We start from the raw sequence: 26,585 nt of genomic DNA, 5'->3' as shown, positions 1-26,585 counted from the left end.
TGCGAAAAGTAATACAAAATTAGTGCGAAATAATGCGCTACAAAAGCTAAAGCAAATATATGCAATATAAAGGATTGTGAATGGCTGAACAGACGACGAATGTGTGTGTAAGTACTCTTAACTCTAGTGAAGAAAAACATGTGTTGCGTGCAGTTTTTTGGGACATGGATGGCACTCTTATAGATTCCGAGCCGTATTGGCATGAGTCGGAATTTTATTTAGTAAAAAAATACGGTGGTTACTGGGATGAAGATTTAGCTTGGGAATGTTCCGGCGGATCCCTTGAAACTGTTGCCAATAAAATGATTCCAAGCGGTACAAAACTTACTGTAGAAGAAATCGGCAAAGGTATGGTTGATTACGTTGCTGCTCGTGAAGCTGAATCCGTGCCATGGGTTCCAGGAGTTTTAGACGTACTTAAAAGCCTTACGGATGCTGGCATTCCTTCAATTTTGGTGAGTAATTCGCCGCGTTGTTTGGTTGAAAATATTGTGAATCACGCTCCAGAAGGCGCTTTCGCTGGGTATGTGTGTGGAGATGATGGATTTAAACCGAAGCCTAGTGCTGAGCCATATCTTGCTGCAGGAAAAATGGTTGGCATTGAGGGTACGGACGAGGAAGTTGCAAAGCAGATGGCTAATTGCATTGCCATAGAAGATTCTCTATCTGGTCTTACTGCCGCAATTAATTCCGGAGCAACTGTAATTGCACAAACAGGTTTTTCGCGCGCAAACATATCTGAAAGCAAGCATCACGCAGAACTTAACGGTTATGAAAATGTGACTGCTAAAATGCTTGAGAACATTGTTTTGAGTCGAAACTAATTAACAAACAAGCAAAACTAATTAATAAACTATTTAGTTATTTATTTAGATAGCTATTCGCATATCTGTTTGTAAATTAGCTACAGTTGATTTACTAGTTTCCTCCAGTTGTGTCATAGTTATTGTCATAACCATGACCGCCAGAATTATTATCGTAACTGCCAACGCCGCCCGATGATGAATCGTCACGACCATACAGCTGGCTATCAAGGTCTAAATCGTTGTCGTTGTCCTTGTCTTTATCTTTGTCCTTGTTTTTATCCTTATCTTCATTCTCAGTTTTTGCGTGCGTGAATGTGTGTTGTTCGCCTAATCCCCATTTTCCATCAGGTCCGCCAATTTTGCCTGTGTCTTTTGCTTCAGGGAATTTAGTATTCGGGGTTCCTATTACCGCTTGACGCATGTATCTTGTAAACAAGTGTACAGGGTAGTCGCTTCCGCCAAGATATCCGTGGAACGGTTTAATTACTTGTGGGCTACCTTTTGCGTCTGGATTCCATATGGCAAATGCGGTAACAATATTTGGCGTAAATCCTACAAAGCTACCAGCAGTTTCATCGTTTGCTGTTCCAGACTTTCCTGCAATTTCTCTACCTACAGCGCGAGCTTCAGTTGCTGTACCATGTTGCACTACGCCAATCATTGCTTTTGTAGCTAAAGCGGCATCGGCTGGTGAGAATACTTGCTTTCCAGCTGTTGGTGCACGGTAGAACTCTTTACCGTCGGGATTTTTTACGCTGGCAACAATATGCAAATCTGGGCGTCTTCCTTGGTTTGCAAATGTTGCATATGCGCGCGCAATTTCGCTTACATGTACAGAATCGTTTCCGAGCACAGTAAACGGATTCTCACCATTGACTCGTTCAGGATTTAAGCCTGCCATAACTGCGGTATGAGCAACTTTTTTAGCGCCAAGTTTACTTTGCAAATCCATATACACTGTGTTCACAGAATTTGCAGTTGCATTGTATAAGTTAATGGTGCCATAGCTCATGTTTGCAAAGTTTCCAACAGGTTTATCGATTCCATCAAACTTGCGTGGAGAATTGCCATTGAACATCGTATCCAAGCTAGTGCCAGCCTGAATTGCTCCCATAAGCGCAAAAGGCTTCATAGTAGAGCCTGGCTCATAAAGCGCTTGTGTGGCGTTATTAAGCTGTTTCTTTAGATAATCGTCTCCTGCGTAAACGGAAATGATTGAACCATCTTTTGCATTTATTGAAATTCCGCCAACTTGCAGTCCTTCTGGCACAATTCCTCGTCCATCTTGAGAAGGACTTGCAACTTTGAACATTAAATCTTGCTTAGCTTTATCGATAGTAGTAATAATGCGATATCCACCACTGTCGAGATCTTCCTGTGTAAAAGCACCATTCCTAGTTAACTCATCGCGAACCATATGCAATAAGTAACCTTGTTGACCTGCGTAAATGTTTTGAGTCGTCTGAGTAATAGTTTTAGGCATTTTTGCTTGCGCTGCCTGAGAGGCTGTAATGTAGCCATCTTCTTTCATAATGCGTAACACGCGCTTAAAACGAATGCCTGCTTCTTTTGGACCAATTGCAGGATCCCAGCTACTTGGTGCTGGAATAATACCTGCTAAAAGTGCAGCTTGCGAAAGTGACAAATCTTTTGCTTCTATGCCGAAATATGCTTTGGCTGCAGCTTGAATTCCGTATGCTCCTCTACCCAAGTAAATAGTATTCATATAATTGCAAAGTACTGTATCTTTATCTTGAGTTTGCGCAATTTTCAAAGCTAAAATAGCTTCTTTTAGTTTTCCAAAATAAGTTTTTGTTTCACCGAGATAATATCTTTCCGCATATTGTTGCGTAATAGTTGAGCCGCCCCAACGCCCGTGCTTTGTGATGTTATGAAGTAGTGCGCGTCCAATTCCTTTAAAATCTATTCCGCCATCGTGGTAGAAGGAACGATTTTCTGAAGCAACTATTGCTTTACCAACATATTTAGGTAGTACTGAACAATTGATAATTTCGCGATTTTGCTCAGCGAACGAACCTAATTCAGTTTTGCCATCTGAATAATACACTTTCGTCTTATCTGCCATAGCAACTTTGTCTGGTGCCGGTATGTCTGTAGTTGCATACAGATAAGCAAAAACAATTGTGCCTAGCAAAATTGGCACAAAAATAACGATAAGCGCCCAAAAAATAATAGGATGTCTGCCTCGCCAAGTTCTACGACGCCTTCTGCGTGTTGCTGCGCGAGAACGTTCGAATCTTGAATTACGGCTGCTTTTGTTTGATTCAAAAGAATACGAATTTGGACGATATGATTCTTGTCCGCGTGGTGGGACAGATGAAGGCATATTCGTATTTTTTTGTGATTGTGACGATACGCTTCGAGTAGCTTTCTCATGCGAAGTAGACGCTCGTCTTCCATCTTTACGTGCAACCATACATTCCACCGTAGCGTCCGGTGTTGAATTTTTCTACAAAACAGCATGTTTTTGTTTAGAAAAGATTAAAAATATTGAATATTAGTACATATTTGTTAAAGCAATAGTATTATGAAATGTGTATGGTGCGGCATAATGTAATGTCGCTTATTTTGCAGGGCAAGGAGTCTATATGAGCATCCGCGTTGCCATTGCCGGTGTCGGCAATTGTGCTTCGTCGCTGGTTCAGGGCGTTGAATATTACAAAAACGCTGATGACGGTGAGAAAATTCCAGGGTTGATGCACGCTGTATTTGGTCAGTATCGTGTGCGCGATATTGAGTTTGTTACGGCGTTTGATGTTGATTCTCTAAAGGTTGGGCATGATTTAAGTGAAGCAATTGGCGCTTCACAAAATAACACAATTCGTTTTGCTGATGTACCAAATTTGGGTGTAGAAGTATTGCGTGGTCCAACTTATGACGGCTTAGGTGATTATTACCGTGAAATGATCGATGAGTCCGAAGCTGAACCTGTTGACGTTGCTCAAGTTTTGCGAGATAAGCATGTGGATGTGCTTGTTTCTTATCTTCCAGTAGGATCTGAGCAAGCCGATAAAGCTTATGCAACTGCTGCAATGGAAGCTGGATGCGCATTTGTAAACTGTCTGCCAGTCTTCATTGCTTCTGATCCTGAGTGGGCGCAAAAATTCCGTGATGCTGGAGTTCCTATTATTGGCGATGACATTAAAAGTCAGGTAGGTGCAACTATTACTCACCGCGTTATGGCTCGACTTTTTGAGGATCGCGGTGTGCGTTTGGATCGCACGTATCAGCTGAATGTTGGTGGAAACATGGACTTTATGAACATGCTTCAGCGTTCAAGACTTGAGTCTAAAAAGATTTCTAAGACTCGTGCAGTAACTTCAATCGTGCCTCATGAAATGGATGAGCATAATGTTCATATTGGGCCTTCTGACTACGTAGCTTGGTTGGATGATCGCAAGTTTGCTTTCGTGCGTTTGGAAGGTACTACTTTTGGTGATGTTCCTTTGAATTTGGAGTACAAGCTTGAGGTTTGGGATTCTCCAAATTCTGCCGGAATTGTTATCGATGCTGTTCGAGCCGCAAAAATTGCTTTGGATCGCAAGCTTTCTGGTCCGGTTTTGGCTCCAAGCTCATATTTTATGAAGTCTCCTGCAGTTCAGCATGAAGATAGTGAAGCTCGCCAATTAGTTGAACGCTATATTGCTGGTGATGTTGAAGCTAACGAGTCTCAGCTTGATGAAGATACTGAATTTGCAAAAGAGCACGGCAAGAGCGTGTGGCGCGCATAATTTATTACTACTCGACATGTAGCGAAAATCGTGTAATATAGATAGAGCCTCCGTGTGGCACTAAGTCACCCAATCCCCCCAGGGCAGAAATGCAGCAAGGGTAAGTGGCCTCTGGTGGGTGCGCGGAGGTTTTATTATGCGTAAAACTAGCGCGGTCGTAAATACTGTCGTAAAGTCTAAAGTATGAGTGAAGAATTTGCAGGAATTCAATCCAATAGCATTGACAATCAGCATGATGATTCTGCTGAGAAAAATGATGCGCTGCCGGTAGGTGGAACTTCGCAAGATGTTAATCGCAACAGTGAAGGTGGTGACTATTCGCATCCTTTGGATTCGATTAATACTATTACGCCATTTTCTCCAATCTCATCTGAAGATAATGACGAAAAAATATCGCCTTTATTTCCAGAAAATAATGAAGAAAAATCTTCTAAACAGTCTGTAAAACAGTTTGTAAAACAAACTAAGCGTCAATCTGATTTGTCTGATTTGTCTGGCTCGTCCGATTTGTCGTATTCGACTAATCAGTTATCTTCTAAAGATTCTCTATCAGATGCAGATGATATTGATCAGCTTGGTCAGCTTATAAAGCGTCCTAGAATATCTACCATATTGTGGTGTGTTGCTATTGCAATTGTTTTCTTGGCTTCTGCTGCGTTCATATGGTTTATTAGTGTGCAAACAGTACTTGGTCAAAGCTATGAAGAAATGGTAATTGATGGATTTGGTTCTCATGGTACGCCATCTTGGCTTGCATTTTGCTTGCGACCTATAAGCGTTTCTATGGTTGTTATAGTTACTAGCATAATAATTGCTCTTGTTTCACTCATAGTAGTTTGTATTCGTAAACGTTGGTGGCTTCTTGGTCAATGTGCTGGAATTATTATTCTTTCGGCTGCTGCTGAACCATTGAAAAAAATTCTTCCGCGCCCAATGCTTATAAGTATTGAATATTTGTCTGCAAATTCAGCACCTTCAGGTCATACCTTACTTATTACTGCATCATGTGCGTTGCTTATTTGCGCAGTTTCGCGTGTTTGGCGCGCATGGGCAGCGGTAGCTGCAGCTTTTATAAGCGTTCTTGTGGAACTTTCGTTGGTTGCAGCGCATTGGCATAGAGTTTCTGACGTTCTTATGTCATTACTTATCGTTGGTGCTGTAACGCTTATTATGCTCGCATGCACTCGCAGTAGTGGAATGGATATGCCAGCTTATCGACGTTCCTCAATTAGCGTTCAAATTGTAGGAAGCTCTATGATTACGATTGGTGTGTTGGCGTGTTTGTATGCACTTTATTTAATATGGCAAATTCTTCCTGGTGTTGATATTTTTGCTCAATGGGCTGCAAGCGTATCTTATGTAGCAACTTATTGGCTGATTATAGGCGTGTCTTTGCTTGTTTTTGGCGTAATTATGGTAATGCGTCACTCTACAGCTTCGCCGTTGAGTAGGCTTGGATTAGTAGGCGCTCCGCCGACGCCGCCATCTGCTTCTAAGTAATATTGTCTACTCTATCTGCTTTTATCCACCGAGGTGGAATGTAATAGACGTATAACTTAAGTTGCGATACAGTTAGCGTGAAACATATAGTTCGGAATTATATGTTCGATTGTGTTAGGAAAGGAGCGAATATGGCAGCACAGAATAAGCTAGTCATTGTGGAGTCTCCCACGAAAGCGCGAAAAATTGGCGGGTATTTAGGAAATGGCTACACCGTCATGGCTTCAGTTGGGCATATTCGCGATCTCGCTCAGCCAAGCCAAGTTCCAGCCTCACGCAAAGCAGCGTTTGGCAAGTTTGGTGTAGATGTCGATCATGGTTTTGCGCCATATTACGTAGTTGGCTCAGATAAAAAGAAAACTGTTTCCGATTTAAAGTCTGCGCTCGCAAAAGCTGACGAATTATATCTGGCAACTGATGAGGATCGCGAAGGTGAAGCTATTGCGTGGCACTTGGTAGAAGCGTTGAAGCCAACTGTGCCAGTAAAGCGTATGGTGTTTCATGAGATTACTAAGGATGCAATTCAAGCCTCGCTTAGTAATACTCGAAATGTTGACGACAATATGGTTGATGCGCAAGAAACTCGTCGTGTGTTAGACCGTTTGTATGGATATGAGCTTTCTCCTGTTTTGTGGAGGAAAGTTGGTCCTGGTCTTTCTGCTGGACGCGTGCAGTCTGTTGCTACTAGGTTGATTGTTGAGCGCGAACGCGAGCGTATGGCGTTTACTAAGGCGTCTTACTGGGATATTAGCGCGGTTTTAAGTTCTAAAGGCTCAGATGGCGAAAATGTTGATTTTGAAGCGCGCATGAGCGAGCTTTCTGCTCGTCGTTTGGCTGGTTCTAAAGATTTCAATTCAAAAGGTGAGTTGGTCTCTACAAAAGATGAATCACAAAAAGCTTTGCATGTTGATGCTGATTTTGCATCTAAGCTTTCTAAAGCTCTTGAGAATTCAGATTTTGTAGTTGACTCTATGGAAACGAAGCCGTATCGTCGTCGTCCTTTGCCACCTTTTACTACATCAACTTTGCAGCAAACTGCTGGAAACCGACTTTCAATGAGCTCTCGCCAAACTATGCGAGCTGCACAATCTCTATACGAAAACGGCTATATCACTTACATGCGTACGGATTCCGTAACGCTTTCCAAAGAAGCTATCGAAGCTGCGCGTAGTGCTGCTCGTGCAGCATTTGGCGACGAATATGTTTCGCAATCTCCTAAGCAGTACGCAACTACGTCTGCAGGAGCGCAGGAAGCTCATGAATGTATTCGCCCTGCTGGAGCGCGTTTCTTAAGCCCGGACGAGCTTGCAGATAAATTACCTGCGGATCAGCTAAAATTGTATACGCTTATTTGGCAACGAACCCTTGCGTCACAAATGGCTGATGCTACAGGTTTTACAGCAACTGTTAAGTTAAATGCTTCTGCTGGAGAATATGGAGAAGCTTTGTTCCAAGCTTCTGGAACAGTAATTACTTTTGCTGGTTTTATGAAGGTTTTTGGCAATGCTCATGCAACTGAAGGTGAAAGCGATAAGGCACTTCCTCAAATGCAAGCTGGGGATGTTCTTGAAGCTAAAAGTGTTAGTGCGGATTCTCACGAAACTCAGTCTCCTGCAAGATATACTGAAGCTTCTTTAGTTAAAACTTTGGAAGCTAAGGAAATAGGACGCCCTTCTACTTACGCAACGATTATTTCTACAATTATTGATCGCGGATACGTGTATGAGCGTGGACGTGCGTTAATTCCTTCTTGGCTTGCTTTTGCTGTAATTAAACTTTTGGAAGCGAATTTCCCAAAGTATGTTGATTACGCGTTTACTGCTGATATGGAAAATGGTTTGGACAGAATTGCGCACGGTGAAGAAACCGGTCGCGATTGGCTAACTAGATTCTATTTCGGTTCCGGTGAGGGTGCTGCTAATTCTGCTGATGAAGCTCATATTGGTTTGCAACAGCAGGTTGCAGAGCTTGGTGAAATTGATGCGCGTGAAATAAATACCATAGACATTGGCGATGGTTTGCATGTGCGTATTGGACGCTATGGTCCGTACTTGGAAGACATTAAGAATCTTGATGCTGAAGGCAACCCTCGTCATGCTTCTTTGCCAGAAACTTTAGCTCCAGATGAGTTAACTGTTGATGCTGCTCGAGAATTGCTTGAGAATAATGCTGAAGGTCCACGTGTGCTTGGAGTAGATCCAGAAACGGGTGGGAACGTAGAAGTGCGCAATGGTCGTTTTGGTCCGTACGTGGCACTGGTAGAAGAGCAGGATAACGCGGAAGATTCTAAGTCTTCTAAGGCTTCTAAAGCTCGTCCAAAAATGGCTTCTTTGTTTAAAACCATGGATCCAGCGACTTTGACTTTGCAAGAAGCGTTGCAACTCTTGAATTTGCCACGTTTGGTTGGTGAGTATGAAGAAGTTGATGCCGAAGGCGTTGTAAAACTAGCTCGTATCGAAGCAAATAATGGTCGTTACGGTCCATATTTAACTAAAACATATTCTGCTGTAGATACTTCTGCTGGAGAAACTGTGGAATCTAAGCCGGATACGCGATCCCTTTCTAGTGAAGATGCTATTTTTACTGTTACTTTGCAAGAAGCGAAAGATTTATTTGCGCAACCAAAGTACGTTAAGCGTACTCGTGGTGCCGCCAAGCCGCCTCTTCGTGAGCTTGGCGCAGATCCTGAAACTGGAAAGCCAGTAGTGATTAAGGATGGTTTCTACGGAGCTTATATTACTGATGGTGAAACGAATCGCACTTTGCCAAAGCAGTATACGCCTGAATCGATTGATCCGCAGGATGCGTTTGCACTTTTGGCGCAAAAGCGTGCCGCAGGTCCCGTAAAACGCAAAAAGCGCGCGACTAAGAGCACTGCAAAATCTTCTGAAAAGAAGTCTACTGCGAAAAAATCTACCGCAAAGAAAACTTCTACAAAGAAGACTACTTCAAAGAAATCTACCGCTAAAAAAGCATAGGAATGAAATCTAAAGATTAAATAAACCTTGCATATGGAGTCAAAAATATGGCATCTAAAAATGACGATTTTTCTGGTGGCTGCGCTTGCGGAGGAAACTGCGGCTGCAGAAGTGAGCAATCTTATGCAAATAAAGGCTTATTTATTTCTTTCGAGGGCATTGATGGCGTTGGTAAAACTACGCAAGTTGAGGCTCTTAAGGATTATTTGCAATCTTTGGGGCGAGAAGTTGTAGTGACGCGTGAGCCTGGCGGTACGCAGTTGGGTAAAACTTTGCGCGAAATACTGTTGCATGGCACGAGTGTATCTGCCAGAACAGAAGCTTTGCTTTTTGCTGCGGATCGTGCACAGCATGTTGCGCAAGTGATTCGCCCGGCACTTAGCCGTGGTGCAGTAGTAATAACGGATCGTTATATTGATTCTTCGCTTGCTTACCAAGCAGGCGGTCGCGAATTGACTATGGATGATGTGCGAACTTTAAGTGAGTGGGCAACGGATTCGCTATGGCCTAATCGCACTTATTTGCTAGATATGCAACCGGAAGATGCTTTTAAGCGTTTGCATCGCGAGCAAGATCGCATGGAATCAGCTGGAATAGATTTCGCTCGTCGCACTAGAGAAGCATTTTTAGATTTAGCGCAGGAGTCTGCAGATCGTTATCGCGTATTAGACGCAACGTTCTCGGCGAAATCATTATTTGAACTTATTGTGCAAGACGTACATAACTTAATTGAAGAAATTGAAACTAAATAAAATGGCGAACTTTATAAAGTGAAGAAGTAGAGAAGCTATGCAGGGGGTGAAGCGATGAGTGTGTGGGATAGCGTTATTGGGCAAGAACAGGTAGTTTCGCGATTGCGAAACATTGCTTGTGCGGACGCTAGCAAAATAGCGCAATCTTGGCTGATTTGCGGATCTGCTGGCTTCGGTAGTGCGCAAGTTGCGCGCGCTTTCGCTGCAGCTCTCGAAAGTCCGGATCATGGAGAAGGCAGTGATGGAATTAGTGGCGAAGGTGAGCTTAGTAAAACTGCCAAAGAAGTTTTAGCAGGATCGCATCCTGATGTGCATACGCTTGCAACAAAAGGCGTAACTCTTAGCATTGACGATGTGCGTGAGGCAATTGGGATTTCTGAGCAGATGCCTAGCACTGCTCCTTGGCGAATCATAATTATTGAAGATGTTGACCGAATGTTGGAACGTAGCACGAACGTTCTTCTTAAAGAGATTGAAGAGCCAAGTGAGCATACGATTTGGCTTTTATGCGCTTCAAGTGTTATGGATGTGCTTCCAACAATTCGTTCGCGTACACAACTTGTGCAATTAGCTACTCCAAACGAGCAGTCTATAGCAGAATATCTTACTAAAAAAACGGATGCGGATAATAAGCTAGCGAGTCGTGCAGCCAGGCTTTCTCAAGGAAATATAGCAACTGCTTTTATTTACGCAAGCGATGAGCGTGCTTTAAGTAGGCGAGATGAGCTTGTTGCAGGATTGCTTCGTATGCATGATGCTGCCGACGCAATTATGCTTGCTGCAATGCTTATTGACGATGCAAAAGCACAAGCAGAAGATGAGGTTCAGCGAAATGTTGAGGATCAACAAAAAGAATTTCGCAGAATTAACGGATTAGGCGATGAGGATCGCATTCCGCCCAAATTGCGCGCAAACTACAATGCAATTGGAAAAAAGGATGATGTAAAACGTAAAGTAACTCGTGTAAGCCGTGACGTGTTATGCCGTTCTCTTGACGCAATCGATAGCGTGTATAGAGACGTTTTAGTTGTTATTAACGACGCGCAAAAGTCTTCGCCAATTATAAATCAGGAATACAAGTCTAGAATTGTCCAGTTGGCACAAAGCATGACAGCAAGTAGAGCCTTGGATTGCGTTGACAGTATTGCTACTGCTCGTCGTCGGCTTTCGAGAAATGGTAACGCAACTCTTGTTTTTGAAGCGCTATTTTGCTCACTTTTGCAAAGTCAATAAAATGCAAAAGTATCATATCCTCCACGGAAGTGACATATCGCTTGTGCCTATTCTTGGTGAATTTGTTGATTCGCGTCGCATGATTTCTGGTCTAAACTCCATATGTGCAGGTAACCAATGTTGCTCTGATTTGTTGACAGCGGTTAGGCGGATTGCTTCGCGTGCAATTTGCTGGTACGGAGGACGGATTGAAGAAAGCTTTGGTTCAGATATTTCTGCCTGTCTGCTATCTCCGTAACCTATTACGAGAACATCCTGCGGAACTTGCAAAGAAAGCTCATCTAAAGCTAGAAGTGCTCCAAGTGCGACAGCGTCATTTGCGCAAATAACAGCGTCTGGTTTGCGAGATTGCTTAGCAGTAGAATCAGAAAAAAGCCGCATTGTATCCTTGAATCCACGTTGATAAGTAAGTTCTCCAAAAGTTGTCCAATCTGGCTCAGAAAGTAAACTTAATCGGCTTGCAGCAGTCTGAAAATTGGCAAATAGGTTTGCGCTTTGTGTGGAGTCAACATTTCCACTTAAATAAGCAATATTATGGGCATCGTGATGCGAAAGATGTATTAAAGCAGCTTCCATCATTGATTCTTGATCCATGCCAACCCAATTGACGTGGAATGAAGTAGCAGTGCCACCAATTTGCACAATGGGAAGATTGTCAACGTAGTTTTCAAGTGTTTTTGTTAAATCACTATTGTTAGATGGCATGACAATAAGACTGTCAACATTATGACCGATAAGCTCTTCTATGCGTTCTTCTTGAGCTTCTGCGTCTTTTCCAGTTCCAACAAGAAGTATTTTATCTATTTCATGAGCTGCTTCATCCAATGCAGAAAGCATATTTACACTGAATGAATCATCTACGTTGCTTGTGCCTATTACTACGCCGATTGTATTAGTTGTGTCACTTCTTAATGCGCTTGCTGCATAATTTACTGAATAATTAAGCTGCTCTGCAGCTTTTCTTACGCGTTTTGCAATATCGTCATCTTTGGCTCGTCTACCAGAAAGTACACGAGATACTGTTGCAATTGAAACTTTTGCAAGAGCTGCTACATGAGTTATGGAGGCGTTTTGATTAGTTTGATTTGTCATATTTGCCCCCGAATAAGTGCGGTGCTGTAATTATTGGTAAACAGCACCGCAAATTGAATATTATTTATTTGTCAGTTTATGTACACTTATTTATTTATATTATTCGCCTTTCGTGACTACATCGACAAGATTGTTAGCTACATTTTCAGCGTCTTCACCATCAACGGTAATTGTGATTGAATCTCCTTTAGTAATACCCAATCCCATAATTGAAAGAATGCTATTCGCACTTACAGGGGTACCTTCGCCTTTCGCAATCGTTACAATGCAATTTGAGGACATCGCGGCTTGAGAAAATTCTGACGCTGGGCGAGCATGTATTCCAACTGAGTCTTCAATAGTAACAGTACGAGTTGCAATTGCCATTTTTTCTCCTTTGAATAATAATTAACAAATTCTGCTTTTATTTTTATTTTTCATATAAAAGCAAACCATATTTTTTTCTTAAGGTTTTTTTGTTTGCTATTTTCAACATTAAGTGTAGCATAATTAATTGAAAAATACAGAAAACGTTTTCACTTGTTGTAACAACGTTTTTAATGGTGTATAGTTTCATTAGTAAGAAACGTTTACCTACAAGAAATGCTTATGCGGCGTTGCGGCCGTAATAAAGTTTCTAAACCTAAAGGAGGGTTTTAAGTATGGTAATCACTGGTGTTGGCATTGGGCGCTCGATGGCATATGGTGAAGTATTGTGTATGGCACCTGCTTTGCATGAGCCAGAGGATTCTCCTCGTGCTGTTAGTGTGTTGGCTGAGGATGCAAAAAAGGCTGTTAAAAATGCTTTAAATGAAGTAAATAAAGACCTAAACCATCGTGCAAGTGAGGCTCTTGAAGCAAAGGATGAGGGGACTCGAAAAGCAGCACCAATTATGCAAGCTCTTGCACAGATGGCATCGGATCCAGCGTTAATAAGTGCAATTGAATCTGGTATTGATAAGGGGAAAACAGCGGAACGTGCCACTTGGGAAGGGTTCGCACAATTTGAAGACATGTTGCGTAATCTTGGTGGTTACATGGCTGAGCGTGCAGGAGATTTGCATGATGTTGGCCAGCGTGTTATTGCATCTTTGATTGGTGTTGAAGCTCCTGGGGTGCCGGAAAGTGATTCGCCTTTTGTGCTGGTTGCTAGGGATCTTTCACCTGCTGATACAGCTTCACTTGATTTAAGCAAGGTTCAGGCAATTGTCACTCTTGATGGTGGTCCTACAAGTCACACTGCTATTCTTGCTCGTGCTCGTGGAATTGTTGCTGTTGTTGGAGCACACGATGCCTCTCAGCTGAAGAATCATCAAATTGTTGTAGTAGATGCCGTTAATGGTCATGTTATAAGCAGTCCTAGTGAAGAAGAGATCGCGCATGTTAAAGAGTCTCGTGAGCGTTTAAGCCGCGCTCGTGAATTGCGTGGATTGCCTGGAAGTACAAAAGATGGTCATTTGATTCCTCTTTTGGCAAATGTAGGAAAGCCCTCAGATGCCGTAACTGCTCATGAGTATGGAGCAGAAGGAGTAGGTCTATTCCGAACGGAATTTCTGTTTATTGGTAACGAGCAACCGCCTAGTATAGAAGAACAAACAGAATCTTATACAGAGTTACTATCTCAGTTTGAAGGCAAGAAAGTTGTTATTCGATTGCTTGATGCTGGAGCAGATAAACCGTTACCATTCTTGACTCCTGAAGATGAACCAAATCCTGCCCTCGGACTTCGAGGTTTGCGTACTCTAAGACAGCATATGGATGTTCTAGATGGTCAGCTGGAGGCATTATCTCGTGCTGATGCTGTGACGAATGCTGACTTATGGGTGATGGCTCCAATGGTTTCAGACGAACATGAAGCAGCATATTTTGTAAAACTTGGTAAATCTAAAGGTCTTAAAAAGGTTGGCATTATGGCAGAGGTGCCTTCTATCGCTCTTGTTGCCGAGGAGGTTGCTCAAGTTGCTGATTTTGTATCTATCGGAACGAATGATTTGACGCAATACACTCTTGCAGCAGATAGAACCCTTGGGTCTGTTTCTAATTATCAAACTGCTTGGCACCCTGCAGTGTTGCGCGCGATCAAAATGATTGCAGACGCTGGTAACGCACATGGTATGCCAGTCGGAGTGTGTGGAGAAGCTGCAGCAGATCCAGACTTAGCGATTGTTCTTACAGGTCTCGGTATTAACTCGCTTTCTATGACGTCAGTTGCTTTGGACGATGTTCGAGCAGAACTTGCTCAAACTACATTTGATGAAGCTAAAGCTAAAGCTCATGAGGCTTTAGCTGGAAAGTTCTACCACTCAATCATGCAAGAATAAGCCAAGGGAGTAATTCAAAATATGATCGTTACGAAGAACATTAAAAATTCGATTACCAATCAGAAATAATCAAGAATAATTAACATGCTTAGAAAAGAGAAAATATGAGTGCTGATATTGATGAGCTTCTCCCGGATTCTGCAGTAAACCTTGATATTGCAGCGAAAGATTGGCGTGATGCTATTTGTCTTGCGGGCAATGCTTTGAAGGAGTCTGGCTTTACTACTGATGAATATACGGATCAGATGATTGAAACAGTTGAAAAAATGGGTCCGTATATTGTTATTGCCCCAGGCTTGGCTTTGGCGCATTCGCGCCCGTCGGAAGCAGTGTTAAAAAGTGGTTTGAGCTGGATTCGTTTAAGTACGCCCGTTAAATTTGGTAACACTGCCAACGATCCGGTCTCTTTAGTAATTGGTCTTGCAGGTCACGATGAAAATGAGCATATTGGCGTTATGTCCGCGGTTGCTGCAGCTTTGTCTAATCCTGTGAAGACTAGAGAACTTGCGCAAGCAAAAAACGCTAAAGAAATTCGCGCAATTCTTAAAAGTTAAATACTAAAGAATTAGCTAATTTTGCAAAATTAAAAAAATACAACTCAACGAAAGAGGTTATCTATGAATATTCTATGTGTATGCGGAAACGGCATTGGCACGTCTGTACTTTTAAAAATCAATGTTGAGGCTGCGGCAGCAGACTTAGGTCTTGATGTTACAGTTACTACTTCCGATGCTGGAAGTGCAAAAGGTACTGCCAATATGAATGATCTTGTGCTCACTTCTCCTCAGCTTGCTCCAGAGCTTGAGGGCACTACCACTCCTGTAGAAACAATTGAAAATTTCATGGATGTTGAAGAGGTGAAGGGTGTGCTTGAGCGTTACGCATAAATTATGTGTAACAAATAAACGTTTGATTATGCTGATTACGTGCTTACTGCTTTGGCATAGTCATACTGTTATTTCATGCGCTATTCGCTTTTTCTAAATAAAAAGAAGGAAATAAGATGAACATTGTAGTTCAGGTTTTAAATTTCATAAGTCAGCAGATTTTGAATGTGCCGGCTTATTTGATTGGTATTATTGCAGCAATCGGTCTTATCGCACTCAAGCGTAGTGCAGGACAGGTGATTGCAGGCGGCTTAAAGGCTGCTATGGGTTACCTCATTTTGGGTGCAGGTGCTGGCGTTGTTGTTGGCGCTCTTGCTCCATTTGGTGACTTGGTTTTGAAGTCTACTGGTGCTCATGGTGTTGTACCTACAAATGAGGTTATTACTGCTCAGGCTGCAGGTCAGTACGGTGCTACTTCTGCGTACATTATTGTGCTCAGCTTCGTTCTTATGCTTCTTGCTGCACGCTTTACTCCTCTGAAGTACATATTCTTGACTGGTCACCACATGGTGTTCATGTCTATGCTTTTGGCTCTAGTTCTTTCCGTTGGTTTTGGCGCAAGCAACCAGTTGCTTATTGTTATTGTCGGCTCTGTCATTATGGCAACGGTTATGGTTGTTCTACCAGCTTTTGCGCAGCCTTTTATGAACCGTATTACTGGTAGCGATAAGCTCTCGATTGGTCACTTTAACTCCTTAAGTTACATTGTTTCTGGTGCTGTTGGTGCTGCTGTTGGTAAGAAGTCTAAGTCTACTGAAGATATCAACTTCCCTAAGGGATTGAGCTTCTTGCGTGATTCAATGGTCTCCACGACTTTGTTGATGGTTGTGCTGTATTTGGTATTCGCAGTGTGGGCTTCGGTTGTGTTGCCAGTAAAGGAACTCTTCAAGATTTTCGCGTCTCATCCTACGGACTATAGTGCCTTCTACATGGCGGCTTTTGCTCAGGCTTTGCAATTTGGAATTGGTGTTAGTGTCATCCTCTACGGCGTTCGTATTATTTTAGGTGAATTGGTTCCTGCATTCCAGGGTATTGCTAACAAGGTCGTTCCAGGCGCTCGTCCAGCATTGGATATTCCAATCGTATTCCCATACGGTGCTAATGCTTCTCTTATTGGCTTCTTGTCTTCCTTCGTTGGAGGTCTTGTAGCTCTCGGACTTATTGCAATTTGGATGGGTCCAGCTTGGGGATTGGCATTGATTCTCCCAGGAATGGTGCCTCACTTCTTCGATGGTGGTGGTGCAGGCGTGTTTGGTAATGCAACCGGTGGTCGTCGTGGTGCTATTCTCGGTGGTTTTATTAACGGTTTAATTATTACATTCCTTCCAGCAGTATTGCTTACTGTTATGGGTTCCTTCGGCTTGGCAAACTCCACCTTCGGCGATGCTGACTTTGGTTGGATTGGTACTGTTGTGGGTAACTTCGCTCACCTCGGTGCTGGCGTTGGTGCTATAAGCTTGATTATTGTTGCTGTTATTCTGTTTGCCTTGGCTTGGGTATGGCAGGTTAAGGTTGTTAACACTGGCTGGCTTCCTGCAGTAAAGCATGCTGAGTTCATTGAAGAAATTAAGAAGCAAGAGCGTGCTGCTAAGAAAGCAGCTATGGCAGCTAAGGCTGCTGAAACTCATGAGGAGGCTGTTACAAAATAAATAGAGTACGGTAAAAAATTACATTTTAGTTAATGCGCCCAGTTTAGATTTTTCTGGGCGCACGTTTTATATTGACCGTCAAATTATGCAGTTAGCGTTGTTTCTGTAGTGTTTTTTGCTTGAGCGTCACAATCTGCTTGAACAATTAAATTACGTGAACGTTTGCGTTTATTTGTTACTCGCGCAGTTGATTAGTGTTGTGTAATGGTAGATACTTAAATTATGAATATTTCTACAGATTTCACTACTGTTCCAGACGATTATTCTAAAGCTGCGCCGGAGCAGAATAAAATCAATGGAATTCCAGTAGTTTCGTTTCCATTTTATATAGATAAATTGCCATCTTTCGTGCATTATTTGCATTGGCGTTTTGTTGACGACGACGCAATACCGGTATGCGGTTTTGAGTGGATTCACTGGACTGCTGCAAACGTGCCTGTTGAAGCGTTAATGTTTGATTTTAACGATTCTCACGCTTTGCAAATACCGGAAGATTTTTCTCGCACGATGACTTCTATGATTCCAGAAGCGCTTCAAGGACGTAACTCGCAAGCTAGCAGATTTATTGGTTGCACTGATCCAGCAATTACTATGCGTTACAACGGCCCGCAGCCTCCTGATAAAGATCACGAATACATGTTTGAAGTTTTTGGTACAGAAAAGCCTTTGCCAAACCTTAAACCGGGATTCTATATGAATGAATTGTTGCGTGAAGTAAGAAACGTAACTTCAGGTGTAGATGCTGATGGCATGTTCCTTACTGGTAAAGCCTAAACGCAAGCACGAGGGCAACCAATTAGGTCAGCAGTTAACGCCTAAGCGTTAGAATCAAACAGTAATAAATCTAAAAATAAAATATAAAATCTAAAAACAGAGGATGCAAATATGGCATGCACAACAATTCTTGTTGGTCGAAAAGCAAGCTACGACGGATCTACGCTTATTGCGCGTAACGAAGACTCCGCAAATGGCGAATTTAATCCAAAGCGCTTAGTGGTAGTAAAGCCGGAAGATCAACCTCGCGTTTATAAGTCTGTTCTTAGCCACGTAACAGTTGAGTTGCCGGATAATCCAATGCAATACACAAGCGTGCCAAACGCAGACTTGCGCGAAGGAATTTGGGGAGAAGCTGGCGTTAACGAAGCAAACGTTGCAATGAGCGCAACTGAAACGCTTACATCCAACGAGCGTGTGTTAGGCGCAGATCCAATGGTTGAGCTTCAAAAAGCGCAAGGCAAAGTTGGGGATGCTGACTATAAGCCGGAAGTGCCGGGTGGAATTGGTGAAGAAGACTTCTTAACGCTTGTTTTGCCTTATATTCGTAGCGCTCGCGAAGGTGTTGAGCGTTTGGGCGCATTGCTTGAAAAGTACGGCACTTATGAGATGAATGGCGTTGCATTTTCGGATGTGAACGAGATTTGGTGGTTTGAAACTGTCGGTGGTCATCATTGGATTGCTAAGCGTGTGCCGGATGAAGCTTATGTTGTTATGCCAAACCAGCTTGGAATTGACGAGTTCGATTTAGATGATGCTTTTGATCTTCAAGAAGAGCATATGTGCTCGGCTGATTTGCTTGAATTTATTGAAGAAAATCACTTGGATTTGTCGGTGGAAAACGCTTCTCCGTTTAACCCTCGTGATGCTTTTGGCTCTCATTCGGATGCTGACCACGTGTACAACACTCCTCGCGCATGGTTCATGGAGCGCTTCTTGAATCCGTATGACGAAGTGTGGGATGGTAAAGACGCTGATCATCGTCCGGACAGCAACGATATTCCTTGGGCTCGCCAGCCTGAGCGCAAGGTAACAATTGAAGACGTTAAGTACGTTTTGAGCTCTCACTATCAGGGTACTGAGTATGATCCTTACGGCAAGCTTGGAGATGAGTATACTCGTCATATGCTGCGTCCAATCGGCATTAACCGTCAAAGCGAGCTTGCTGTAATGCAAATCCGCCCTTACATGCCGGAAGCAATGCGTGCAATTCAGTGGATTACTTACGGTTCTAATCCTTTCAATTCTTTGATTCCGTTCTATCCAAACGTAAATCGCACTCCAAAGTATTTGGAAGATACGACTACTCGCGTAACAAGCGAAAACTTCTATTGGGAGAATCGCATTATTGCTGCTCTTGCGGATGCCGCATTTAACGATACTGCAAACGCGATTGAGCGCTACCAAGAAGTTGTCGGTTCCCTTGGTCACGCAATGGTCAAGTCTACGGATGCTGCCGTGGCAGATATTCTTGGCGTTGATTTGGCTGATTACGAGCCAGAACGTGAAGGTGATGAAGGCGAAGATTACGATGATTTAGTTCGCGATCCCGAAGCTATTATTGCCGAGCTTCGCAACGATAAAGTGCGTGAGGCTTTGGCTGAAGCAAATGACGATATGGCGGCAAAGTTGAAGAAAGAAACCGATTCTTTGCTTGACACGGTGCTGTACATCACTAGCATGCGTATGAAGAATGGTTTTAATCGTTCTGATCACTGAAATGCAATTAAATAAGTTTTCTCGTAATTGATATGGAAAAACTTACGAAAATAATTTAATAACTCAGATGCCTTCCTAAGAAATGAACTTTTTATTTCATGTGGAAGGCATTTTTGTTATCTTTTGTTATTTTGCTATAGACGTTGCTAATAGCGCGTATAGATATTGCGTGTGGTGCCTATGCTGCGAACAAACAATCGTATAGTATGAATCATGTAATTAACATTATCCGCATGCATAGTTGTGCCAATATGCCTATGAAAGAGGGGTACATGAGCATTCTTGATTCATACACTACAACATTCGGTTTGGTTAAAAAAATTGATGCCTTTGGGTACTTGGATTATTTAAAGCAACATCCAGAGGAGCCTAGGAAGCGCGGTAAAGTTCTGCTTGTTACTGCTGATACTCCTTTGAAAGCTTCTCGCGGAGAAGGTAAAACGACTACAACTATTGCGTTGGTTGATGCTTTGCGTGAGCGAGGTGTGGACGCAGCTGCAGTTCTTCGTCAGCCAAGCATGGGCATTACAGCTGCTGGTTCTAAAGGTGGTGCAAGTGGTGGCGGTAAGTCTTCGCTTTCTCACCCTGAGTTGATTGACTGGGGTTTGTGTGGTGAAATGGCTGCTATTGCTTGCGCGCAGAATTTGCTTGTGTCGTTTGCGGAAAAAGCAGTCGACGAGGGTGCCCTTGATACTATTTTAGTTCCTCGAGTTAGCGAAGTTCCTTCGCGATCTTTGCGAAGCATTGCTGTTGATTTTGGCAAGGGGACTGTTCCTGAGCGCGTCGTTTTGACGCCAACTTGCGAGCTCATGCAAATCGTAGTGTTGTCGCGCAGTATGGACGAGATTTCTCATCGTGTTTCTTCAATGATTGCTGGCACAAAAGACGGTAAGTCTGTTCAGTTTGGCGAGTTTGTGGATTTGTGGCGAATCACCAATATTCTTGCCGACGCTGTAAAGCCTGCTAAAACTGAGACGATTAATGGTTCTCCAATTTACGTTCATTGTGGCCCGTTTGCGAACGTTTCGCTTGGTATTCCAAGCCTTGTAAGTGTTGAAATGGCTTGCGCTGAGCATGATGTTGTGGTTGTAGAAGCAGGTTATGGTACGGATGCTGGTGCTCAAAAGTGGTTAGATATTGCTGCTCGCGAGTTTGGTGCAAAGTGGCCTGCTGCTGCAGTTGTAGTTACTCGCGCAACTACTTGGCGAGATGACGAAACTTTGGCTTGGCGTTACCCATTCCATGTTTCTCGTTTGGAATCTCTTAATATCCCTACGTTCCCGTTGATTAATTTGTGGGAAGGTGAAGATAATCAAGTTCCTGAATTGTTGGAACAAGCTAAGTCTTTAGGATTCAGAAAGCCGATTGTTGGCAATTTATTCCGCGATGGTGGCGATGGTTTGGCAAATCAGCTGGACGATTTTGTGTCTGCAATAACTGATGATGTTGAAACGAAAGTTCCAGAAAGTAGGCGTGGAAAGACGCTTAGGGAGCGAATTAACTTGCTGTGCGCAGAAGCTTACGGTGTTCCTACTGAGCGTGTGATCGATAAAGCAGGTTTTGCTGATTCATTGAAAGAAGCGCAGAATTTGTGTGCAAATTCTGGAGTTGTTTTCGATGACCTCGCGCTTGTTGCTGTAAAGTCGCCAGCAACTATGACTGACGATGATCATGCACCTGAAGATTCTCGCACTGTGACATTGAAGAAAGTGGAAGTTCACGCTGGAGCTGGAGTTGTGCAAGTAAATCTCACATCTTCACTAACTACTCCAATGCCAAAAATAGTGTGAAATATTAATAGTGTGATTTTCTCTTAAATATTGAGATTAATTAAAATTACTTATTAATAGCAAGTAACAAAACGTCGTCGACATATCAATCATGGTGTGTGGGCGACGTTTTGTTTTTGCTTTGTTTACCAAATGGGTTAAAAAGGGAACAAACGCGGGAGAGTTGAAGTTAAATTACGCAAAAGTGCGATGCAACCAATCGCAAGCAAGCTTAACCCACTGCTGAACTTCTGGCTGAACAAATTCAGTAAGCACATTTCCGTTTTCGTCGCGTTTTGCTGTTTCTTTAACTGCCAAAGCTAAGCCGTGAGGTCCTTTAGGGAACAGGTGCGCTTCAACACTTACTCCAGCTTCAACGCAAGCGTTCACAAACATTATTGAATTTTCTACTGGAACTGTTTGATCAGTAATGGTTTGCCATACAAATACAGGTGGAGTTTTACGATCCACGTGATTTTCCAGCGAAAGTTTATTGACAAGTTCAGTTCGCTCTTCGTTGCTAACTTCTCCAAATAGACGATCGAACGTTGGCTTATGCGCATATTTCCCAGCAGAAATAACAGGATATGCGAGCATAAGAGCATTTGGTCGCACGTCATCAGCAGCATACCCGTTTGCTTCCTCAACTTCGTCGCTAACGCTAGTTGCAAGGTTTGCAGCCACATGCCCTCCAGCGGAGAATCCAATAATTGCAACTTTTTGCGCATCTACGTGCCATTCTTTTGCGTTTTTGCGAATTAAGCTCATCGCTTCTGCTGCTTCTAAAAGCTGAGTTGGGTATGTGCTTGGAGTAAGCGAGTATCGCAACACAAAAGTGTGGAATCCTTCTGCAGCAAACTTCATGGCAACAGGCTCTGCCTCACGATTCGATACGCGCAAGAAGCCACCGCCTGGCAAAATTAGAATTGCAGGACGGTTTTGCAAGCCTTTGCTATCTAAATTATCGTCTAAAATATACCCAATAAGCTGCGCATCGCTTCCATCTATACTTTTTATTTTCTGATTTATAATCTTCATAGTGTCTCTTTTCGTTTCGCTTATATTGCAATTACACTAAGCATAATTCTAATCAAATACCTCGCTTTGTAAGTGCGTTCTTTTATAAATTCGTGTAGAGTTTTAAGAAGTTTTATAAGGAGATTCAAGATGTGTAACGAAGAAGATAGTTTAGGTAAAGTTGTTTTAGCTGCTACGCCTATTGGGAATATGGCAGACGCTTCTGCACGATTAATTAATCTTCTTGAAACTGCTGATATTGTTGCTGCTGAAGACACGCGTAGGCTTTATGATTTAGCGAATCGCCTTGGTGTGCATGTTTCTGGTAGCGTAATCGCATACCACGATCATAATGAGCGAAATAAGGCAGATGGCTTGCTAGACAAAGTTGAGCAGGGTAGCACTGTTCTTGTTGTTTCAGACGCAGGTATGCCTACCATTAACGACCCGGGTCTTGCTGTTGTTCGACGTGCAATAGAGCGAGATTTGCCTGTTACTTGCGCGCCTGGTCCTAGTGCAGTTTTAGATGCGCTTGCTCTTTCTGGATTGCCAACCGATCGCTTCTGTTATGAAGGCTTTTTGCCTCGTAAATCTGGTGAGCGTCAACAGCATTTGCGCTCACTTAAAGCCGAGCGACGAACAATAGTATTTTATGAGGCTCCACATCGTATTGCAGAAGCAATGGAAGACATATTGGCAGTACTTGGTTCTAATCGTCCAATGGCGTTATGCCGTGAACTTACAAAAGATTTTGAGGAAATTCGTCGTGGAACTGTGCAAAGTATTCACGATGGTGTTTTAGCGGATCCTCCTCGAGGTGAAATAGTTTTAGTTATCGGTGGTGCAAGTGATGAAGAAGTGCAGTCTGAAAGCACAGATTTAAGCATTGATGCTCTTGCAAAGCTTTCGCTTGAATGTGCAGAATCCGAAGGTTTGCGCATAAAAGAAGCAATTACAAAAGTAGTAAAAGAGCATCCGTTTGCTGACGGATCTTTTGCTAATCGTAAGCAAGTTTATGCGTCTTGTCTTGAGCATAAACCTGATCAAAAATAAGATTTCTGCTTTTGCTACTATTTTTTGCTTTCTATTCATTGCTGTCATACGCAGAAAATAGCACTTCAAAACTGTAACGAACGTCAGGTCCACCTTGTTGAGAAATATATTCTAAAATTTGCGCGTCTGCTGAAGGGTTTGCAATAATCCATTTTCGAAGTTCCGGTATTTTTTGCGCGATGTACCATAGCACTTCCATTTTTGTTGCAGGGTCGATAGCAACAGATGGCGTGAGTATTATAGGTGGTTTTGGAGGGCTGTTTGTTTTAGTTGCATAAGAGTTCTTCATTTCCATGGTTTGTTTGCTTCTTTCGCAATGTTTCGTATCCAATTTCTTGCATGTATTGAGCCTGGGAAATATGGGTTTCCGTCAATAGTACGTTTGCATTTTCGCAAGTCAATGCTGTATTTAGATATCAATAGGTGAGCAATATCTTTTCTATAAGGTTCGTGCTCTTCGTTTTCGCTTGGAGTGTACGCTAAATCGCAAATTGTTCGTTCTGGCGTTGTTATTCTAATTTTTCCAAGTATTACGTATTCTTCATTGTTTAAGTGTCTTCGAAATGCGCGAATCGCATGACCGTGCGGCTTTTTTCTTCTGTGCCCATAATCAATAACATCTATATTTTCAGGAAAATGACCCCCTATCCAAACCCATGCTGCAGTAAATAAACAGGCTATGCTTTCTGTAGGCATAAGATTGCTCACAATATTGCTTCTTCCTTGAGTGGAAATAGCTGCCTTATTTGAATATCCTGCATTTAAATCAAGCCTATTGAATACACCAATTTGAGAAAGTTTTTTCATGCACATTGGACCTGGTAAATGGTTGTCGTCAAGTAATTCTGGGAATTGCGTTTGTGTTTCTTCGCAAATATCCAATAAATTGCGCATATTTTGTTGGTTTTTCAATTTTCTTTAATCCTTTCTTTTTGCATATTTATTTTTCAGCGCGATTATTTACGATTCGTATTGTGCATATTGTTGTTTTTTAGTGCATGTTTTCTAGTGCATTAGTTTCGTAGTGCATAAGTTGAGATTATGTTTATATTTGCTTCAATTCCAGGCTGGTTTTATAACTTGTGGATATGTGGATGAACTCGTGTGAGGCTTGTTATCCAGCGTGTTTTTCTCGTATATTTGGGATTCTTTTTGCAATGTTCTTATGTACTGTCCGCGTTGAACAAGATAATAATTGTCTATGAGTCATATTTTGGTGAATGTTGCTTGGCCGTATGCTAACGGCCCTCGTCATATTGGTCACGTCGCAGGCTTCGGGGTCCCATCAGACGTATATGCGCGTTACGAGCGCATGAAAGGTAATGACGTATTAATGGTGTCTGGCACGGATGAGCACGGTACACCTATTTTGGTTGAAGCAGATAAGGAAGGCGTTTCTGCACAAGAGCTTGCTAATCGTTATAATCGTGTGATTACTAAGGATTTGTGCGATTTAGGTTTGAGCTACGATTTGTTCACGCGTACTACCACTGCAAATCACGAGCATGTTGTGCAAGAAATGTTCCGTCAGTGCTTAAAGAACGGCTATATTTACAAGGGCACTCAGAAGGTTGCTATTTCTCCTTCCACTGGTCGTACTTTGCCAGATCGTTATATTGAAGGCACATGCCCATTGTGTGGCGCAGATGGTGCTCGTGGCGATCAATGTGATGCTTGTGGAAACGAGCTTGATCCGGATGAGCTTATTAATCCAGTTTCTAAAATTAATGGTGAAACTCCGCGCTTTGAAGAAACTGAACATTATTTCCTAGATTTGCCTGCTTTGGCTGAAGCGAATGTTAACTGGCTTCATTCTCGCGAAGGTTGGCGCACGAATGTTATTAATTTCTCGCTTGGATTATTTAATGAAGTAAAGCCGCGAGCTATTACGCGCGATATTGATTGGGGCATTCCTGTTCCTGTTGAAGGATGGATTGATAATCCAAATAAGCGTTTATATGTTTGGTTTGATGCTGTTATTGGCTACTTGTCTGCATCTATTGAATGGGCTCGTCGACAAGGCAAGCCAGACGCTTGGCGTGATTGGTGGTGTGATCCTAAGTCTCCTGGATACTACTTCATGGGCAAAGATAACATTACTTTCCATTCTCAGATTTGGCCTTCGGAAATGCTTGCCTACAACGGTGCTGGTTCTAAAGGTGGTGAGGCTGGCATTTATGGCCCATTGAACATGCCTGAACAGGTTGTTGCTTCTGAGTTCATGACTATGGAAGGCAAGAAGTTCAGCTCTTCGCGCGGAATCGTGATTTATGTGAAGGATATTTTGGCACGTTACCCTGTAGATGCTGTGCGTTACTACATTTCTATTGCGGGTCCAGAAAATTCTGATGCTGATTTTACTTGGGCTGAGTTTGCTCGTCACAATAACGAAGAACTTGCTGCAAGCTGGGGTAATCTTGTCAATCGTGTGGCAAATCTTATTAATAAGAACTTTGGTGCAATTCCTCCTCTTGATGAAGATTCTATGACTGCAATGGATCGCGCTCTTCTCGATCAAACTTCTGATGCTTTTGCTTTGGTTGGTAGTTTGATTGAGCGTCATCGTCAGAAGAATGCTCTTACTGAAGCAATGCGAGTAGTTGCGGATATTAATAAATATATTTCTGCAACTGAGCCTTGGAAAATTAAAGATGATGAGGATCGCCTTGGTACTGTGTTGCATGTTGCAGCTCAGGCTGTTTCGGATGCTAATCATCTGCTTGCGCCATTCTTGCCTCATGCAGCTCAAAAAGTTTGGGAAGCACTTGGTGGCACTGGCGTATTCTCGCCTTTGCCTCATATTGAAGAAGTTGAAGATTTGGATAATCCAGACTTCAAGTATCCGATTATTACGGGCGATTATCGCTTGGGGGAAACTGTTCATCCTTGGGAGAGTGAGGAGTTGGTAGCAGGTACGCCTGTGCCTAAGCCAAGTCCTATTTTTGCCAAGATTCCAAAAGAAGCAGTTGAGGAGGAGCTTGAGCGTTTTGCATCTGCTTTGTCCGAGCGTCAGCGTGTCGAGGCGGAAAGACTTGCTGCAGCAAAAAAATCTTTGGAAAATAGTGAGAAATAGGTTGAAATTCTCAATAAATAAATTGTAAAATTAAAGAACATAGCAAATGGTTCTCTAAAAGAAAATATTTTAAGGAAATTTTAAGGAAAAACTCTTTTCTTTGGACGAATGTTTAGCTATACTAACATATGTTAATGGTTCGCCATTAGCGAGGTTCGTTTTCGAACCCCATAATTGAAACCTTCTTCTCTCTTTCTCTCTGCCCCGGCGGGTTTCTCTTCCCGCCGGGCT

Annotated in this window: 21 protein-coding genes and 1 other RNA gene; 16 read left to right on the top strand and 6 right to left on the bottom strand. The window is 42.6% G+C overall.

Going from position 1 to position 26,585, the window contains the following annotated elements:
- Nucleotides 1-80: 80 nt before the first annotated feature.
- The gene (locus tag HXT57_RS05840) at nt 81-824 is read left to right on the top strand and encodes an HAD family hydrolase (protein ID WP_004108086.1); all 744 of its coding nucleotides are present in this window, start codon (nt 81-83) and stop codon (nt 822-824) included.
- A gap of 94 nt (nt 825-918) precedes the next feature.
- Here the strand turns inward: HXT57_RS05840 and HXT57_RS05835 are convergent, their stop codons facing one another.
- The gene (locus HXT57_RS05835; RefSeq protein WP_116440690.1) at nt 919-3,243 is read right to left on the bottom strand and encodes a transglycosylase domain-containing protein; all 2,325 of its coding nucleotides are present in this window, start codon (nt 3,241-3,243) and stop codon (nt 919-921) included.
- Between the two features lie 172 nt (nt 3,244-3,415).
- On the opposite strand from HXT57_RS05835, the gene HXT57_RS05830 reads away from it, so the two are divergent.
- The 6 genes from HXT57_RS05830 to HXT57_RS05805 all read left to right on the top strand — a co-directional run bounded on the left by HXT57_RS05830 (nt 3,416) and on the right by HXT57_RS05805 (nt 11,021).
- On the top strand, nt 3,416-4,558 hold the full coding sequence (locus HXT57_RS05830) for an inositol-3-phosphate synthase (protein ID WP_033888408.1): 1,143 nt from the start codon (nt 3,416-3,418) through the stop codon (nt 4,556-4,558).
- Between the two features lie 41 nt (nt 4,559-4,599).
- Nucleotides 4,600-4,696: signal recognition particle sRNA small type (gene ffs, locus HXT57_RS05825), an RNA gene on the top strand.
- 45 nt (nt 4,697-4,741) lie between these two features.
- Nucleotides 4,742-6,058 carry a phosphatase PAP2 family protein gene (locus HXT57_RS05820; protein WP_119504719.1) on the top strand — a complete coding sequence of 439 codons (1,317 nt, stop codon included), beginning with the start codon at nt 4,742-4,744 and terminating at the stop codon, nt 6,056-6,058.
- Between the two features lie 131 nt (nt 6,059-6,189).
- Nucleotides 6,190-9,036 carry a type I DNA topoisomerase gene (gene topA / locus HXT57_RS05815; RefSeq protein WP_119504720.1) on the top strand — a complete coding sequence of 949 codons (2,847 nt, stop codon included), beginning with the start codon at nt 6,190-6,192 and terminating at the stop codon, nt 9,034-9,036.
- Nucleotides 9,037-9,083: 47 nt separating this feature from the next.
- Nucleotides 9,084-9,788 carry a dTMP kinase gene (tmk, locus tag HXT57_RS05810; protein WP_162861150.1) on the top strand — a complete coding sequence of 235 codons (705 nt, stop codon included), beginning with the start codon at nt 9,084-9,086 and terminating at the stop codon, nt 9,786-9,788.
- A gap of 54 nt (nt 9,789-9,842) precedes the next feature.
- Entirely contained in the window at nt 9,843-11,021 is a 1,179-nt protein-coding gene (locus tag HXT57_RS05805; protein ID WP_064621982.1) for a DNA polymerase III subunit delta', read from the top strand.
- A 12-nt stretch (nt 11,022-11,033) separates the two neighbouring features.
- On the opposite strand, the gene HXT57_RS05800 is transcribed toward HXT57_RS05805, so the two are convergent.
- Nucleotides 11,034-12,113, bottom strand: coding sequence for a LacI family DNA-binding transcriptional regulator (locus HXT57_RS05800; protein ID WP_004108041.1), 1,080 nt, complete (start codon nt 12,111-12,113; stop codon nt 11,034-11,036).
- Between the two features lie 99 nt (nt 12,114-12,212).
- Complete coding sequence (locus tag HXT57_RS05795; protein WP_102155823.1) at nt 12,213-12,479, bottom strand: HPr family phosphocarrier protein; 267 nt, start codon at nt 12,477-12,479, stop codon at nt 12,213-12,215.
- 275 nt (nt 12,480-12,754) lie between these two features.
- On the opposite strand from HXT57_RS05795, the gene ptsP reads away from it, so the two are divergent.
- The 7 genes from ptsP to HXT57_RS05760 all read left to right on the top strand — a co-directional run bounded on the left by ptsP (nt 12,755) and on the right by HXT57_RS05760 (nt 21,232).
- Nucleotides 12,755-14,413, top strand: a complete 1,659-nt coding sequence (gene ptsP / locus HXT57_RS05790) for a phosphoenolpyruvate--protein phosphotransferase (protein WP_064621580.1) — start codon at nt 12,755-12,757, stop codon at nt 14,411-14,413.
- A gap of 104 nt (nt 14,414-14,517) precedes the next feature.
- Nucleotides 14,518-14,967 carry a PTS sugar transporter subunit IIA gene (locus HXT57_RS05785; RefSeq protein ID WP_004108034.1) on the top strand — a complete coding sequence of 150 codons (450 nt, stop codon included), beginning with the start codon at nt 14,518-14,520 and terminating at the stop codon, nt 14,965-14,967.
- Between the two features lie 63 nt (nt 14,968-15,030).
- Nucleotides 15,031-15,300 (top strand): PTS sugar transporter subunit IIB, encoded by a 270-nt coding sequence (locus HXT57_RS05780; RefSeq protein ID WP_004104746.1) that lies wholly within the window; start codon nt 15,031-15,033, stop codon nt 15,298-15,300.
- Nucleotides 15,301-15,416: 116 nt separating this feature from the next.
- The gene (locus tag HXT57_RS05775) at nt 15,417-16,949 is read left to right on the top strand and encodes a PTS ascorbate transporter subunit IIC (RefSeq protein WP_012914509.1); all 1,533 of its coding nucleotides are present in this window, start codon (nt 15,417-15,419) and stop codon (nt 16,947-16,949) included.
- 222 nt (nt 16,950-17,171) lie between these two features.
- Nucleotides 17,172-17,723, top strand: a complete 552-nt coding sequence (locus HXT57_RS05770) for a YbhB/YbcL family Raf kinase inhibitor-like protein (RefSeq protein WP_004108030.1) — start codon at nt 17,172-17,174, stop codon at nt 17,721-17,723.
- Nucleotides 17,724-17,834: 111 nt separating this feature from the next.
- A complete protein-coding gene (locus tag HXT57_RS05765) occupies nt 17,835-19,442 on the top strand; it encodes a C69 family dipeptidase (RefSeq protein ID WP_004108025.1) in 1,608 nt (535 codons plus the stop codon).
- A gap of 272 nt (nt 19,443-19,714) precedes the next feature.
- A complete protein-coding gene (locus tag HXT57_RS05760) occupies nt 19,715-21,232 on the top strand; it encodes a formate--tetrahydrofolate ligase (protein ID WP_004108022.1) in 1,518 nt (505 codons plus the stop codon).
- A 174-nt stretch (nt 21,233-21,406) separates the two neighbouring features.
- Here HXT57_RS05760 and HXT57_RS05755 read toward each other — a convergent pair whose 3' ends face one another.
- Entirely contained in the window at nt 21,407-22,249 is an 843-nt protein-coding gene (locus HXT57_RS05755; RefSeq protein ID WP_004108020.1) for an alpha/beta hydrolase, read from the bottom strand.
- Nucleotides 22,250-22,378: 129 nt separating this feature from the next.
- On the opposite strand from HXT57_RS05755, the gene rsmI reads away from it, so the two are divergent.
- Nucleotides 22,379-23,281 (top strand): 16S rRNA (cytidine(1402)-2'-O)-methyltransferase, encoded by a 903-nt coding sequence (gene rsmI, locus HXT57_RS05750; RefSeq protein WP_004108018.1) that lies wholly within the window; start codon nt 22,379-22,381, stop codon nt 23,279-23,281.
- A gap of 31 nt (nt 23,282-23,312) precedes the next feature.
- On the opposite strand, the gene HXT57_RS05745 is transcribed toward rsmI, so the two are convergent.
- Both HXT57_RS05745 and HXT57_RS05740 read right to left on the bottom strand, forming a co-directional pair.
- Nucleotides 23,313-23,576: a hypothetical protein gene (locus HXT57_RS05745; protein ID WP_004108011.1), complete on the bottom strand. Its 264-nt coding sequence runs from the start codon at nt 23,574-23,576 to the stop codon at nt 23,313-23,315.
- On the bottom strand, nt 23,567-24,175 hold the full coding sequence (locus tag HXT57_RS05740) for a hypothetical protein (RefSeq protein ID WP_004108009.1): 609 nt from the start codon (nt 24,173-24,175) through the stop codon (nt 23,567-23,569). The genes HXT57_RS05745 and HXT57_RS05740 overlap by 10 nt, the downstream gene beginning before the upstream one ends.
- A gap of 307 nt (nt 24,176-24,482) precedes the next feature.
- On the opposite strand from HXT57_RS05740, the gene metG reads away from it, so the two are divergent.
- Nucleotides 24,483-26,354 carry a methionine--tRNA ligase gene (gene metG / locus HXT57_RS05735; RefSeq protein ID WP_004108005.1) on the top strand — a complete coding sequence of 624 codons (1,872 nt, stop codon included), beginning with the start codon at nt 24,483-24,485 and terminating at the stop codon, nt 26,352-26,354.
- Nucleotides 26,355-26,585: the final 231 nt, after the last annotated feature.

Source organism: Gardnerella sp. KA00771 (assembly GCF_049244045.1).
Lineage (GTDB): Bacteria > Actinomycetota > Actinomycetes > Actinomycetales > Bifidobacteriaceae > Bifidobacterium > Bifidobacterium swidsinskii.
The sequence above is the reverse complement of the archived record's forward strand: the minus strand, read 5'-3'. Positions and strand labels throughout refer to the sequence as shown.